The sequence below is a fragment of the Aeromicrobium panaciterrae genome (assembly GCF_039537165.1).
In the GTDB taxonomy this organism is placed as follows: domain Bacteria; phylum Actinomycetota; class Actinomycetes; order Propionibacteriales; family Nocardioidaceae; genus Aeromicrobium; species Aeromicrobium panaciterrae.
In genome coordinates this window covers 1799745-1814734 of record NZ_BAAAZZ010000002.1, presented here as the reverse complement: position 1 = coordinate 1814734, position 14990 = coordinate 1799745, and the positions used below count along the sequence as shown (strand labels likewise).

Genomic DNA, 14990 nt, shown 5'->3' with positions numbered 1-14990 from the left:
CTCTCCATGCCATGTTCGCACCCGGCGCGCATGACGGACCCATCGTAGACGAGCAGAGCCAAAACTACTAGATAGCAAGTGACTATCCATTTGGCGAAGGTCAGGGCACAATGGTCTGCGAGCGAGCATCCTTGCTCCGATATCACCCCGCGTACGAGGAGGGAAGCCGATGAGGCAACTGGCGAGCCAGGTTGCGATTGCCGCCTCTCTCTTCAACAACGATAGTCGCCATACGGGCGCGGTGAACGACGCATGAGCGACCTCGACCCAGTCCTGGTCGACACCTCCGACGGCGTCGCGGTCATCACCCTCAACCGTCCAGAGCGGCGCAATGCCTGGACGGTCGGCATGCAGGCGGGCTACTACGACGCCCTCGCCGCTGCCGCCGCTGACACCGAGGTCCGCGTCATCGTCGTGACGGGAGCCGGCGACTCGTTCTGTCCCGGAGCCGACACCCAGGCGCTCACCACCTACACCGAGACCGGGACAACCAATCCGCTCGCCGACGAGATCGTCCAGCCCGAGTGGTTCCCCAGCACGATCCCCAAGCCGATGATCGCCGCGATCAGCGGACCGTGCGCCGGCATCGGCCTGGTGCAGACCCTGATGTGCGACATCCGGATCGCCTCGCCCGATGCCCGCATGTCGACCGCCTTCGCGCGTCGCGGCCTGCCCGCGATGCACGGCGGCGAATGGCTGCTCGAGCGCATTGCGGGTGCCGCCGTCGCCCACGAGCTGCTGCTCACCGGACGGATGTTCGACGGAACCGAGGCCCTCCGCCTCGGCGTGGTGCACGAGATCGCAGCGCAACCGCTGGATCGCGCCATGGAGCTGGCCCGCGACATGGCAGACCACTGCTCCCCGACGTCGATGGCCCACATCAAGGAGCGCCTATGGACCAGCCACACGCGCACGCTCGGCACGACGGTCACCGAGGCCGACGCGATCCTCGACGACTTCCTCTCGTCCGACGACTTCCGCGAAGGAGTTGCGAGCTTCACCGAGCGCCGCGCTCCCCAGTTCCGTGGAATCTCCCGCCCGCTCTGATGACCTGAAGGACACCATGATCAGCCCACTGCGCCAACCGCTCCGCCTCCCGGTGGTGGCGGCACCGATGTTCCTGATCTCCGGCCCCGACCTCGTCGTGGCGGCGTGCACCTCGGGCATCGTCGGCGCGTTCCCGGCGCCCAACTGCCGTACGCCCGAGGAGCTCGACCGCTGGATGGGCACGATCCGTGAGTCGCTGGGCACGGCGGCCGACGCCGACCCCCACGCGATCATCGCGCCGTGGGCAGTCAACCTGGTGACACACAGCACCAACGAACGCCTGGCCGACGACCTCAAGCTGGTCGCGCAGCACCAGCCACCGATCGTCATCACGGCCCTCGGATCACCTGCGCCCGTCATGGACGTCGTCAAGGGCTACGGCGGATTGGTCATCGCCGACGTCGTCAGCCTCAAGCTCGCTGCCAAGGCCGCAGCGATCGGTGTCGACGGTATGGCGTGCGTGTCCAGCGGCGCCGGCGGACACACCGGGCACCTGTCGCCGTTCGCCTTCATCTCCGCAGTACGTGACACGTTCGACGGCATCATCACGGTCGGCGGCGGCATCAGCGACGGCTACGGCGTGGCCGGCGCCATCGCTGCCGGCGCGGACCTCGTCTACATGGGCACCCGGTTCCTGCCGACGGTCGAGAGCCTCGCACCCGAGGCGTACAAGCAGATGATCGTCGACCATGGCCCGGACGACCTGATCGTCAGCGCCGGCATCACCGGCACGGATGCCTCGTGGCTGCGCCCCAGCCTCATCGCCAACGGCCTCGACCCCGACAACCTGGTGGCACCAACCGCTCGCGACTACAACTCCGCGTCATCGCCCAACAAGCGGTGGAAGGACATCTGGGCCGCGGGCCAGGGACTGCACACGATCCGTGCGATCGAGCCCGTCAGCGCGGTCGTCGACAGACTCGAGCGCGAGTACCGTTCGGCGCACGAGCGCTTCGCGGGGCTCGGCCTCACCTCCGTCTGAACAAGGAACCGTCATGACCTACGAGACCCTCGTCCTCAACGTCGCCGACCACATCGCGACGATCGAGCTCAACCGCCCCGACAAGCTCAACTCCATCGACAAGGTCATGCTCGACGAGCTCCCCGAGGTGTTCGCCGAGACCAACGCCGACCCCGACGTACGCGTCGTCGTGGTGACCGGTCGCGGCAAGACGTACTGCGTGGGCGCCGACCTCTCCGGTGGCTCCAAGACGTTCGACTCCGACGAGGCCGGCTGGGGCGACGAGATCGACGAGTTCCGCGACGGTGGCGGGCTCATCACGCTCAAGATCTTCGAGTCGACCAAGCCCGTGATCGGCGCCGTCAACGGCGTCGCCGCCGGACTCGGCGCCACGATGCTGCTGCCGATGGACTTCATCCTGGCGGCCGAGTCGGCCCGCTTCGGGTTCGTGTTCGCCAAGCGCGGCATCGTCCCCGAGGCGTGCTCGACGTGGTTCCTGCCCAAGAAGGTCGGCATCAGCAAGGCCGCCGAGTGGTTCTACACCGGCCGCATGGTGTCGTCGGCCGAGGCGCTCGAGTCGGGCCTCGTACGCAGCGTCCACACCGACGAGGACCTGCTCCCGGCGGCGTACGCGCTGGCCCGCGAGATCGCCGACAACGCCTCACCCGTCGCAGTAGGCATGATCCGGCAGATGCTGTGGCGCTTCGTCGGGTCGGACCACCCGATGGACGCGCACCGCATCGACTCGCGGATCAACTACGAGCTCGGCACGACCCCCGACGTCGTCGAGGGCATCACGTCATTCCTGGAGAAGCGCCCGCCGCAGTTCCCCGGACAGCTGCCCGGCAACGAGCCGACGTCATACCCCTGGTGGGAAGAACCCTCGTTCACCCAGGGCTGACGCCGGGACCCTGTCCGGGGGGCCGGATTCCCAGGAGGTCCCTCGAATCTGGCGTCCGCTTGACAGTGGTCAAGATCCCAGCAGGTCCCTCGAATCTGCCATCCGCTGACAGGAATCTGGCACTCCACCCTTGATGCAACAAGGGTGAAGTGCCAGAAACGAGGGTCCTGCTGGGAATCTAGGGACTCAGTGGCCGAAGTCGTCCGTGATGCCCATGCCGGCGAGCAGCGTCGGGCGGTCGTAGTACTCGAGCCACTCGGTGATCTTGCCGCCGTCCATGCGCATGATGCCGACGACGGGAACCTCACCGTGGTGGCCGTCGTAGTCGAAGTCGTCGACGCGCTCGACGAAGACTCGGCCGTCGATGATGCCGATGGCCTTGATGTGCAGCTTGAGGCGTTCGGCCTTGGCGCCGAGGATGCCCATGCGCTCGGCGATCGCCGCCCGGCCGACGACGGGCTCCTGCATGACGCTGTGCAGCACTCCGTCCTCGGCGAACAGGTGGACCACGCGGTCCCAGTCGAGGCTGTCCCAGGCGTCGAACATCTGCTGCGAGAGGTCCAGCTTCTCTGCATCGGTCATGGTGCTCATGCGGTGGCTCCTTCGTTGGTGGTCTGGCGCAGCTCGCGCTTCAGGATCTTGCCGACCGGGTTGCGCGGCATCTCGTCGCGGATCTCGAGTCGTTCTGGCAGCTTGAACGAGGCGATCTTCTTGCCTCGCAGGAACTCGACGAGCTCCTCGAGCGTGAGCGTCGTGCCGGGCGCCAGCGTGACGACGGCGGCGATGCGCTCGCCGAGCACCTCGTCCGGGTCGCCGACCACGGCGACGTCGACCACCGCGGGGTGGTCGCCGATCAGACCCTCGAGCTCGACGGGTGCGATGTTCATGCCGCCACGGATGATCAGGTCCTTCGCGCGGTCCAGGTAGTGGAGGTACTGGTTGCGGTCACCGGCGATCTCGAACAGGTCACCCGTCTTGAGGTAGCCCCGTTCGTCGAACGGGCTCGGACGGTTCTCGCCATGCAGGTAGCCGGCAAAGACGGTCGGACCAGTGAGCCGGAGCTCGCCGCTTCGCCCGGGCTCGTTGATGTCCTCACCTGTCGTGACGTCGACCAGGCGTACGTCGATCCACTCCGAGACGCGCCCCGACCACTTGATGCCTTCGGTGCCGTAGCGCGGGAAGTACTGGGCACGATCGTCGGGATCGGGGAAGTCCTCGGGGCTCGACAGCAGGCCGATGCCCTCGTTGGAGCCGAAGAAGTTGATGACCCCGATGCCGAACTTCTCCTGCCAGCCGCGCACCATGACGGGTTGCAGCGGCACCGATCCGGAGCCGATGCGGGTCAGGCTGCTCAGGTCGATCTTGGCCAGGAGCTCCTCGTTGTGCAGGAGCATCCAGAGCAGCGCCGGCGGGGCAACCGTGTACGTGGCCCGCTCCGCGGCGATCTGCCCGAGGAAGGTGGGCAGGTCGAACGGATGGTGCTGCACCAGGACGCAGCCCACTCGCAGCCACGGAAGGAACATGCCGTTGATGCCGGCCATGTTGACCATCGGGAACGGGTTGAGCAGCACGTCCTCGGGCACGATCGCCGGCACCTCGACGGTCGCCCAGCTGATCGCGATCCAGTCGTAGTGGCATCGCGGCACACCCTTGGGCTCGCTCTCGGTTCCAGACGTCCAGCAGATCGTGAGACAGTCGTTGGGGTCGTTGGGATCCGCGGCGACGTGCGACTCGACCCTCGCCCGCTGCTCCAGGCTCGCGGCGGTGGGCGCTACATGCCGGACACCGCCCGGCAGCGCTGATGCGATCTCCTCGGCGGGGCCGTACGCGATCACGTCCTTGACGGATGGCAGCAGCTCACGGGCCGCGTGGATGTCGTCGACGGGTGAGCGGTTGCCGAACTGGGGCACCGTGACGAACGCCTTGAACTGCGCCTGCGTCGCCATGCCGACGATCTCGTTCTCGCGGTACTGCATGGGCAGCGGCGACACGATGATGCCGAGCATCCAGGCGGCGATGTAGACCTCGACCAGCTCGATCGTGTTGGGGATCTGTACGCCGAGGACGTCGCCGCGTCGCAGGCCCAGCTCGAGCAGCTGGTCGGCCAGGAACGTCGACTCGGAGTCGACCTGGTTCCACGTGAGCCGACGCGGAGCACTGCCCGTGAGGTCAACGCGGTTGGCCGGATCGACCACCGCCAGCTCCTCGCCGCGTGTCTCCACCTGGTGGCGGAACAGCTGGTCGACGGTCTCGTCGGTCCACCATCCCCGTTCCCGATAGTCCTTCACCTTGTCTGCGGGATGAAGTCCCCGTGTGCTCGTCATGTCGACTCCTGTGACCTGTGCGCCAGTGCCCCGAGGAGTGGTTGTGGAACCGCTCACGACTCGTGACACTTCAGTTAGCAGTGTGATACACCTTACTACAGTAAACAGTGCGAGTCGTCAACGACCGCGTGAGGCACCTGGAACGGGAGTAGTGGCATGAGTGATCTGAGGGGGGCACCCGTCGAGGGCGCCCGCATCGTCGTGACCGGCGCCAACCGGGGAATCGGACTGGCATTCGTGCAGGAAGCGCTCGCCCGGGGAGCCGCCACGGTGTACGCCGGCGTGCGCGACACCTCCGACGTGACGCCCGAGCTGAAGGCGACCGGGGCCGAGATCGTGCAGCTCGAGGTCACCAGCGCCGACGACATCGCCGCTGCTGCCGCGCACTGCTCCGACGCCAATGTCCTGATCAACAACGCCGGGCTGCATGCGCAGGACCGGCTCGTGAAGGCACAGGATCCTGACGCCGCCCGCAACGAGATGGAGGTCAACTACTTCGCGCCGCTGGCCACGATCCGCGCGTTCGCTCCCGTGATCGCCGCCAACGGCGGCGGCTCGATCGTCAACGTCCTCTCGGTCGCCGCCATCGCGCCGACGGCCTTCATGGGCGGCTACTCACCCGCCAAGGCCGCCGCTCTCTACCTCGGCGGCATCGCCCGGGCAGAGCTAGAGCCGGACGGCATATCTGTCACCTCCCTCATCGTGGGTTCGGTCGACACCCGGATGGCCGCCCACGTGGAGGGACAGAAGGAGGACCCACGCGACATCGCAATCGCCGGACTCAAGGCGATGTCACGCGGCGAGTGGACCACTGACACCGATCGCATGGCGATCGAGTCCCGCGCCCGCCTGGCTCGCGACCCGATCCGCTACGAGCGCGGCCTCGGCAAGCTCCTGTTCGTGACCGAGCTGAGCACGAAAGCATGACCGGTCCGATCCGCGTCGCGCAGTGGGCGACCGGCGCCGTCGGCAAGACGATCCTGCGCGGCGTCATCGACCGACCCGACCTCGAGCTCGTGGGCTTGTACGTCTACGGCGACAAGAAGGTCGGCCGCGACGCCGGTGACATCGCCCGCCGCGAGACCACCGGGGTCATCGCGACCCGCGACCTCGACGAGCTGATCGCGACCAGGCCGCAGGTCGTCATGCATGCACCACGCCTCCAGGTTCCGTACGAGAAGCACGACGAGCAGCTGCTGACCCTGCTGCGAGCGGGCATCAACGTCATCACCACCGCCGGCCAGCACTTCCCGCGGGCCCACGGCTCGGCGCGCGAGCAGATGTTCCTCGACGCATGCCACGAGGGCAACAGCACGTTGTTCGGCATCGGCGTGAGCCCCGGCATCATCGGCGAGCGCCTGGCTCTCGGGCTGACCGGTGCGAGCATGTCGGTCGACCGCATCACGATCGACGAGGTGCTCGACGCCAGACGCATGCCGGATCCCGACTTCGCGTTCACCGTCATGGGGATGGGCTCCGACCCCGCCACCCTCGACGGCACCGGGCCACTGCCCACCCTGTATGCCTCGCTCTACCTCGAGACGATCGCGTTCATGTGCGAGCGCATGGGCGTGACGTACGACGAGATCAAGCCCGACCACAAGGTCGTCCCTGCCAGTCGCGACCTCGAGGTCGCCGCGGGACACATCGCCGCCGGCACCGTGGGCAGCACCGAGTGGCGCTGGCACGCCATCGTCGACGGCACGCCGTTCATCACCCTGGCGATCATCTGGACGATGGAACCCGAGCTCGAGCAGTACGCCGGCCGCGACGAGTGGACGATCCACATCCACGGCAAGCCCGAGATGGTGGTGACCCTCAACCTGGTCGAGCCCGACGAACCGGGCAGCCGTACGACAGCGGGCCAGTACATCACGGCCGGTCCGGCACTGGCCGCCATCGAGCACGTCGTCGCAGCGCCCGCCGGAATCTTCGAGCCGCCCGTCTTCGCACCCTTCAGGGCCGATCGGTGATGACCGAGCAGGTTGGCCAGGTCGTCGTACCGACTCCTCCGGAGTACCTCGATCCGCACTACTCGTTGCATCCAGACGGCACCCGGGTCGAGCGGCTGGAGGACATCCTCCGCAAGCGCGCGGCTGCCACTCCGGACCTGCCCGCCGTCATCACGCCCGACGGAGTCACCTCGTTCGCCGAGCTGGATCGCGAGGCCAACCGGGTGGCGCAGGCGCTGCTCCGCGACGGCGTCGTCCCGGGCGATCGCGTCTCCTACATCGGTGAGAACGCTCCCTCGTTCCTCGCCGTCCTCTATGGCGCCTCGAAGATGGGCGCGATCCCCACGGCACTCAACTTCCGCCTGGCAGTGCCCGAGATCGAGTACATCCTGGGCAACGGAGAGCCCACCGTCGTGGTGCTCGGCCGTGAGCAGGAGCGCCTCGCCCAGGCGGCCGCCGCCATCTCCTCGGTGCGCACCGTCGTGACGGTGGCGGCCGGACCGGGCAGTGTCGCGTACGACGACTGGCTCTCCGGCGTCAGCGATGACGACCCCGGCTACTCCCGCGATCCAGACGACACCGCGCTGATGTTCTACAGCTCCGGCACGACGGGGCGGCCCAAGGGCATCGAGCTCACCGGCGCGAACCTCGGCCAGGCGCTCGCCGCGATGCACTACCTGCTGGAGCTCGACACGACGGCGGTGGCGCTGGCGCCCGTACCGTTCTTCCACGTCTCGGGGCTGGGGCTCGCCATGGTCAGCACCCTCAACGGCAGCGCACTGCTGCTGCGCAATCCGACGTCCCCCGCCGATCTCTGCCAGATCCTGCAGGAGGACAAGGTGACCCACGCGGTGGCCGTGCCCACCGTCATCCAGTTCCTGATCGCCCTGCCCGAGGTGCGCGAGGCTGACTGGTCGCACCTGCGCTACATGATCTACGGCGCAGCACCCATGCCCGAGCCCGTGCTGCGCGAGGCGACGGAGCTGCTGGGGTGCAAGTTCCTCCAGAGCTACGGCCTCACCGAGTCGACCGGAGGCGTCACGATCCTGTTGCCGGAGGACCACGCCGTCAGCGGTGGCACGACGCATCGCCTGCGGTCGGTCGGCCGTCCGATGCCCAATGTGCCCGTACGCATCGTCGACCCCGAGACGCTGGAGGACCTTCCAGTCGGCGAGCGCGGCGAGGTGCTGATCGGCGGCGGTCACGTCATGAGGCGCTACTGGCGCAACGAGGACGCGACCGCTGCATCCATCACGCCCGACGGCTGGCTCCGCTCCGGTGACGGCGGCTCGTTCGACGCCGACGGCTATCTCTACCTGCACGACCGGATCAAGGACATGATCGTCTCGGGCGGTGAGAACGTCTATCCGGCCGAGGTCGAGAGCATCCTCACCGGCCACCCCGCAATTGCCCAGGCCGCCGTCGTCGGCGTACCCGACGAGCGATGGACCGAGGTGCCGATCGCCGTCGTCGTCCTCGCCGAGGGCCAGTCGGCGACCGAGGCCGAGATCATCGCGTGGGCCCGAGACCAGATGGCCCATTTCAAGGCTCCGACGAGGGTCTCGTTCGTCGACGCCCTACCCCTCAACGCCAGCGGCAAGCTCCTCAAGACCCAGTTGCGCGCCGACCACGGCGGCCGCTGACGTCACGGTCCATCGAGCAAGCAGTTCCCTGTTCTGCTGCGGCGCCGTCGGGTCTCGGGACATGATCGGCATGTGGGCGTGCTTCGGGTGATGTTGGTCGACGACGCCGCTCTCGTCCGCGAAGGAATCGCCCGGCTGCTGAGTGACGAGGGCATCGACGTCGTCGCGCAGCGTTCCGACGCCGTCGACCTCGTCGCTGCGGTGGAGCAGGCAGGTCCCGACGTCGTCATCCTGGACGTCCGGATGCCGCCGACCCACACCACCGAAGGCCTGGACGCGGCGTTGGAGATCAAGCACCACCACCCCGAGATCGGTGTCCTGGTGTTGTCGCAGTACGTCGAGACACGCCATGCAGTGGACCTGCTCATGGGCGCCCACAGCGGTGTCGGCTATCTGCTCAAGGAACGCATCACCGCACACTCCGACCTGGTCGACGCCATCACCCGCGTCGCCGAGGGCGGCACCGTGATCGACCCCGAGGTCGTACGAAAGGTCCTCGACACGCCGCGCCGGTCCGATCCCCTCGATCGACTGACCGTCCGCGAGCAGGAGGTCCTGGCTCTGGTGGCCGAAGGTCATTCCAACGCCGCGATCGCAGACCTGCTGGCGACCAGCGGGCGAACCATCGAGACCCACACGAGCCGGATCTTCGCCAAGCTCGACCTGGACGCCACCTCGAGCACGCATCGCCGCGTGCTGGCCGTGCTCGCACACCTGCGAGCGAAGGCCAGCTGACGTTCATCAGCCCGAGGGCGAGAACCCGCCAGGGAGAACGGGGGCGGCGATGGCGTTGAATCTACGGTGACGCAGTTCGTCCTCAGCCGCCACGATCGCCAGCAGCTCCTCGAACTCCTCGCGAGCGATCCCCAGCTCATCGACCGAACGCTCCAGACGACTGAGCTCGTCGGGGGTCAACGGTCCGTCACTGGAGCACAAACGTATGGCGTAGTACACCTCACCGCGGGCAACCTGGGAAAACCCCGGTATGACCTTCATGTCATCAAGGGTGTCGGAGTCGTCGTATGCCGCGATCGCCGCGATCACCCAGTCGGCGCCACGCGCGGCCGTGTGATATCCGATCAGCCATTCCCGCTCACGCTCGGTGATCCGCCGATTCCCTCCCGCGATCAGCATGGCGGCCTTCGCCGCCATCAGGTTGTCCTCGTCGGTGATCTGGTCGCCGGCTTCACCGGGCATCTCCCAGTGCTCGTGCACCCACCACCGCAGCGCGACCAACCGCTGCTGTGCGGCATCGGTGAGCACGGTCTGGGCGAGTGGGATGTCGGCGGTGACCGTCGTACCAGATCCGGGCGGGCTGTCGATCCCGAATTCGCCTCCGAGCGCGCTGATTCGGTCAGCCAGCCCCTGCAACCCGGATCCGGGAGAGCGTTCGGCACCGCCTGCTCCTTGGTCACTCACAGTCACACGGAGCGCCTCGTTGACCACCTGCGCGTGCACCGTCACGCGGCCTGCGTTCGCATGCTTGTTTGCGTTGGTGAGCGCTTCGGCAATCAGGTAGTAGGCAGCGACTTCCACGGCCTCGGGAAGACGCTCGTGCAGGTCGACCTGCAGATCAACCGGTATGCCGGGACGTTCGGCGAGCGCCTCCAACGCGCCTGGGAGACCGGCGTCGTCGACGATCGCCGGATGGATACCACGAGTCAGTTCACGCAGCTCGGAGATGGCATCGCTGAGCTCACGGGCGGCATCGTCCAGGAGCGCCGTGAGCTCGGGGTCGCCGGCGGCCCGTCGGCTCGCCAGCCGGAACATCAGCGCGAGACCGACCAACCTTTGCTGTGCACCATCGTGGAGGTTGCGCTCAACACGCTGGAGCTCGCGGTCGCCGGCGTCGATGATGCGCGAACGTGAGGCCTGCGCTTCCATGAGCTCGGCCCGAAGCTGTGCCTTGAGGCGTTCATTGTCGAGGGCCAACGATGCGGCGTCGACCGCCGCGCGCAACCGCTTCGGATGTCGAAGGAGGCGAGGATCGTGGACGAGACCCGCTATCGGCTTCCCGTCGCGATCGATCGGAGTGAACGCGCGACGCCCATCCAGGCCCGGCCGCGACGTCTGCTCCCCGAGCCCGCTGATCCAGCCGCCGCGGCCGACCTGGGTGTAGACGATCTCAAGGTCCGGATCGGCGAGGGCCCGGCGGAGCCCGTCGCGGACGGTCTCGTCCGGACCCCCGGCGCCGAGCCCGGCAATCACGTGCACGAGCCGCTCGTCGGCGGTCCGAGCGAGGACGAACCACGCTGTCAGGGTCAGCGGGGCCGCGACGACGATGAGCTGCGACCACAGGTCGTACGGATGGTCGAGGTCGAACATGACGAGCGCGGCGGCTGCAAGCACTGTCACGGCGATCAAGCCGATCCGCAGCGCTCGGACCATCAGGCCAGGAACTCGTTGATCGCGGCGAGCGAGAGCTCGTCCTTGCGGATGTATCCGGCAGCGACACCATCGGCCAAAAGGCGTCCGTGATCCACGTCGAGAGTTGAGATCAGGATCACCACGGTCTTACCGACTTTCCCGCGCAGCCGCCGAGCGACCTCCACGCCGTCGATCCAGGGCATGCGGATGTCGACCAGAACGGCGTCAGGATACCAATCCTGGACCGACGCAAGGGCGTTCGCGCCAGATCCGAGCTCGGCCACTACCTCGACACCTTCAGCCTCGAGTGCACGACGGGCCATCGCCCTGAACCGCGGGTCGTTGTCGACAAGTACGATCCGCAGCGGCATCGGCCCAGCCTGTCACCACCAGACCTCGGCGGGATCCGTGCTGGCACGGACGACAACCGCTCACCGGGCACCTAGCGTCAGGGCATCCCTCCCGAATGGACTCCCCGCGATGAGCACTTTCACGAGCATCACCTCGGCGCGACGGCGCGTCGCCCTCAACCTCGGACGACTCCTCGTGCTCTCGAGCATGGTGTCCGTGGTGGTGCTGACGCAGTCCGGTGCTGCCAGCGCCAGCACGACCAACTTCGCCCCCGGCGTGGACTACGAGACCGGGAATCAGCCCGTCAGTGTCGTGGTCGGCGACTTCAACGGCGACGGTGACCCGGATGTCGCTGCCGTCGGCAGCACGGTCTCCGTGAACCTCGGCGGCCCCGGTGGGTCGTTCGGTCCCGCGGCCCGCTACGAAGGAGGTTTCGAGCTCCGATCGATCGCGATCGGTGACTTCGATGCCGACGGCAATCCGGACCTCGTCGTCGCCGATGAGTACGGCGACACCGTGTCCGTCCTGCTCGGGAGCCCTGACGGGACGTTCGGGGATCCGACCTACTACCCGGTGGACGTGACCCCGACTGCGGTGGCGGTGGGCGACTTCAACGGCGACGATGATCCCGACCTCGCGGTCACCAGCGCCGTCAACGACACCGTGTCGATCCTGCTCGGTGGACCCGGCGGCACCTTCGGCCCCAAGACGTCGTTCCAGGGCGGGTTCAGCAGCCCCCTGTCGGTCGCGGTCGGTGACTTCAACAGCGACTCCGATCCCGACCTTGCTGTCGGCGACTCCTTCGGCAAGGTTCACGTCCTGCTGGGCAGACCGGCCGCGACGTTCGGCGCCGCGACCGTCTACTCGATCGGGGAGGCTCAGGAATTCAACAGCATGAGGATCGCGCTCGGCGACTTCAACGGCGATTCCGACCCCGACATGGCGGTCGTCGAGACGGGCCGCGCTGTCTGGACCCTGCTCGGCGCGAGCGGCGGAACCTTCACCACGCCACTGGGTTACGTCGTCCCCCACGCGACAGACGTCGCAGTCGGGGACTTCAACGACGACTCCCGCCCGGACCTCGCGATCTCCGAGAACGTCGGCAAGCTCGACGTCCTCCATGGCAGAGGCGACGGCACGTTCGTCAATCTCACCCAGTTCCCCACCCGCGGCGGCTCAACGGCGGTGGCAGCGGGAGACTTCGACGCGGACGGCCGAACCGATGTCGTGCTGACGAATGAGCAGAGCCCCGGACGGAGGAGTGGCATCTCGGTGCTGCTGAACCCCCAAGACATCACTCCACCGAACACCACCATCACCGGCGGCCCGACCGGGCCGGTCAACCACGCGCCGACGTTCACGTTCACGTCGTCCGAGCCCGGATCGACGTTCGCGTGCCGCGTCGACGACGCCCCCTTCAGCCCCTGCTCGTCTCCACGCTCGCCCGCGGGGTTGGCCGACGGTCCTCACACGTTCGAGGTGCGGGCGACCGACGCCGCGGGCAACGTCGACCTGACGCCCGCGAGCCGGACGTTCACGGTCGACACCGTCGCGCCGGACACCACCATCACCGGCGGTCCCGACGATGCGACCAACGACAACACGCCCACCTTCACGTTCGTCTCCTCCGAGCCAGGATCCACGTTCGAGTGCGGCTTCAACGGCGCCTTCAGCGACTGCACCTCTCCGTACACGAGCGACGGGCTGGGCGACGGGGAGCACACGTTCGAGGTACGCGCGAAGGATGCCGCCGGGAACGAGGACGCGAGCACGGCCAGTCGGTCGTTCACGCTCGACCGGAACCCGCCGACCACGTCGATCACCTCCGGTCCGAGCGGCGTGACCGGCGACCGTACGCCGACGTTCGGGTTCACGTCACCCGAGCCCGGCGCGAGATACGAGTGCCGCGTCGACGATGCAGCGTTTGAGGCCTGCACGACACCGCACACGACCGATGAGCTCGCCGACGGTGACCACGTCTTCCAGGTGCGGTCGGTCGACGCCGTCGGCAACACCGACCCGATTCCGGCAGCCAAGGCGTTCACCGTCGACACCGTCGCGCCGGACACCACGATCTCCTCCGGGCCGTCCGGCATCACGTACGACCGGACGCCCAGCTTCAGCTTTCCCTACACGGACGGGGCACTGTCGCACGAGTGCCGGGTCGATGACGAGCCGTTCGCCACCTGTACGTCGCCGACGACGACGAACCCGTTGAGCGACGGTGAGCACACATTCGAGGTGAGGGGCATCGACGGCGGGGGCAATGTGGACCCGACCCCGGCGAAGCGCACCTTCACGATCGACACCGAGATCTTCAGGACCGGCATCACCGCCGGCCCCAGCGGACTGACCGCGGACTCCACGCCGACGTTCGCCTTCGCGACCCCGGACCCGAACAGCACCTTCGAGTGCCGCGTCGCGCCCGCGCCCTTCGCGGACTGCACGTCGCCCTACACCGCCCCGGAGCAGTCCGACGGAGAGCACACCTTCGAGGTCCGCGCGACCGACTCGTACGGAAACGTCGAGCCGACGCCGGCCAAGCGCACCTTCACGGTCGACTCGGTCGCCCCGGACACCACGGTGGACTCCGGGCCGACCGGCACGATCGACGACCAGACGCCGACGTTCGGCTTCAGCTCGCCGGATGCCGGCGCGACGTTCGAGTGTCGCGTCGACGGAGCGGAGTTCGGACCGTGCGCGTCGCCGTACACCACGGCGGCGCTCCCCAACGGCAGCCACATGTTCGAGGCGCGCGCCAAGGACGCGGCAGGCAACACCGACGCGACCCCCGCCGGCCGGACGTTCACGGTCAGCGCCGACGACACGGCGCCGAAGACCCGGATCGACTCCGGCCCGGCGGACCTCACCAACCAGGTGAACGCGAGGTTCACGTTCTCGGCCGACGAGCCGGCGACGTTCGAGTGCAAGCTGGATGCGGGTGCGTACGCCTCGTGCCACTCCGGTGACACCTTCGGGCCTCTGCACGAGGGCACGCACGCGTTCTCCGTACGAGCGACCGACCAGGCCGGAAACGTCGACCCGATCCCTGCCACGAGGAGCTGGATCGTCGACACCACGCCGCCCCAGACGACCGTCACCAGCGGACCGTCCGGGTTGAGCCTGCTGTCGAGCAAGGCGACGTTCGAATTCACCTCATCTGAGGGCGGTTCACGCTTCCAGTGCCAGCTCGATGGTGGCGCCTGGGAGTCGTGCAGCAGTCCGCGGAACCACACCGGCCTTCATCTCGGCAACCACACCTTCTCGGTGCGTGCGATCGATCCAGCAGGCAACACTGACCTCACCCCGGTGGAGCGAACCTGGTTCACGCTCGGACTGCTCCCCCTTTGAACAGCCCTGCCGGCACTTCTGACGGAGCGGTCAGCCGGTGTCGCGGAGGATCATCACAGGGACGCGGCCGGCGTCAGCCGCGCCCCTGAAGGA

At 67.7% G+C, this 14990-nt stretch carries 12 protein-coding genes; 8 read left to right on the top strand and 4 right to left on the bottom strand.

Annotated elements, in window-relative coordinates; all coding sequences use genetic code 11:
• Positions 1–252 precede the first annotated feature (252 nt).
• Genes ABD683_RS09775 through ABD683_RS09765 form a run of 3 tightly spaced genes read left to right on the top strand, consistent with a single transcriptional unit; the run spans position 253 to position 2909 of the window.
• Positions 253–1047, top strand: a complete 795-nt coding sequence (locus ABD683_RS09775) for an enoyl-CoA hydratase-related protein (RefSeq protein WP_344769493.1) — start codon at positions 253–255, stop codon at positions 1045–1047.
• 16 nt (positions 1048–1063) lie between these two features.
• Positions 1064–2029 carry an NAD(P)H-dependent flavin oxidoreductase gene (locus ABD683_RS09770; protein WP_344769491.1) on the top strand — a complete coding sequence of 322 codons (966 nt, stop codon included), beginning with the start codon at positions 1064–1066 and terminating at the stop codon, positions 2027–2029.
• 13 nt (positions 2030–2042) lie between these two features.
• Complete coding sequence (locus ABD683_RS09765; RefSeq protein ID WP_344769489.1) at positions 2043–2909, top strand: enoyl-CoA hydratase-related protein; 867 nt, start codon at positions 2043–2045, stop codon at positions 2907–2909.
• Between the two features lie 186 nt (positions 2910–3095).
• Here the strand turns inward: ABD683_RS09765 and ABD683_RS09760 are convergent, their stop codons facing one another.
• Positions 3096–3500 carry a nuclear transport factor 2 family protein gene (locus ABD683_RS09760; RefSeq protein WP_344769488.1) on the bottom strand — a complete coding sequence of 135 codons (405 nt, stop codon included), beginning with the start codon at positions 3498–3500 and terminating at the stop codon, positions 3096–3098.
• Entirely contained in the window at positions 3497–5233 is a 1737-nt protein-coding gene (locus ABD683_RS09755; RefSeq protein WP_344769486.1) for a class I adenylate-forming enzyme family protein, read from the bottom strand. Before ABD683_RS09755 ends, ABD683_RS09760 begins: the two co-directional genes overlap by 4 nt.
• Positions 5234–5389: 156 nt before the next feature.
• On the opposite strand from ABD683_RS09755, the gene ABD683_RS09750 reads away from it, so the two are divergent.
• From ABD683_RS09750 to ABD683_RS09735, 4 genes are all read left to right on the top strand, one after another.
• The gene (locus tag ABD683_RS09750) at positions 5390–6160 is read left to right on the top strand and encodes an SDR family oxidoreductase (RefSeq protein ID WP_344769484.1); all 771 of its coding nucleotides are present in this window, start codon (positions 5390–5392) and stop codon (positions 6158–6160) included.
• The gene (locus tag ABD683_RS09745) at positions 6157–7206 is read left to right on the top strand and encodes an NAD(P)H-dependent amine dehydrogenase family protein (protein WP_344769482.1); all 1050 of its coding nucleotides are present in this window, start codon (positions 6157–6159) and stop codon (positions 7204–7206) included. Before ABD683_RS09750 ends, ABD683_RS09745 begins: the two co-directional genes overlap by 4 nt.
• A complete protein-coding gene (locus tag ABD683_RS09740; RefSeq protein ID WP_344769480.1) occupies positions 7206–8828 on the top strand; it encodes a long-chain-fatty-acid--CoA ligase in 1623 nt (540 codons plus the stop codon). Before ABD683_RS09745 ends, ABD683_RS09740 begins: the two co-directional genes overlap by 1 nt.
• A gap of 72 nt (positions 8829–8900) precedes the next feature.
• Positions 8901–9563 (top strand): response regulator, encoded by a 663-nt coding sequence (locus ABD683_RS09735; protein ID WP_425548495.1) that lies wholly within the window; start codon positions 8901–8903, stop codon positions 9561–9563.
• 6 nt (positions 9564–9569) lie between these two features.
• Here the strand turns inward: ABD683_RS09735 and ABD683_RS09730 are convergent, their stop codons facing one another.
• Both ABD683_RS09730 and ABD683_RS09725 read right to left on the bottom strand, forming a co-directional pair.
• The gene (locus tag ABD683_RS09730) at positions 9570–11216 is read right to left on the bottom strand and encodes an ATP-binding protein (protein ID WP_344769479.1); all 1647 of its coding nucleotides are present in this window, start codon (positions 11214–11216) and stop codon (positions 9570–9572) included.
• Positions 11216–11566, bottom strand: coding sequence for a response regulator (locus ABD683_RS09725; protein WP_344769477.1), 351 nt, complete (start codon positions 11564–11566; stop codon positions 11216–11218). The genes ABD683_RS09730 and ABD683_RS09725 overlap by 1 nt, the downstream gene beginning before the upstream one ends.
• 109 nt (positions 11567–11675) lie before the next feature.
• On the opposite strand from ABD683_RS09725, the gene ABD683_RS09720 reads away from it, so the two are divergent.
• Complete coding sequence (locus ABD683_RS09720) at positions 11676–14897, top strand: FG-GAP-like repeat-containing protein (RefSeq protein WP_344769475.1); 3222 nt, start codon at positions 11676–11678, stop codon at positions 14895–14897.
• Positions 14898–14990: the final 93 nt, after the last annotated feature.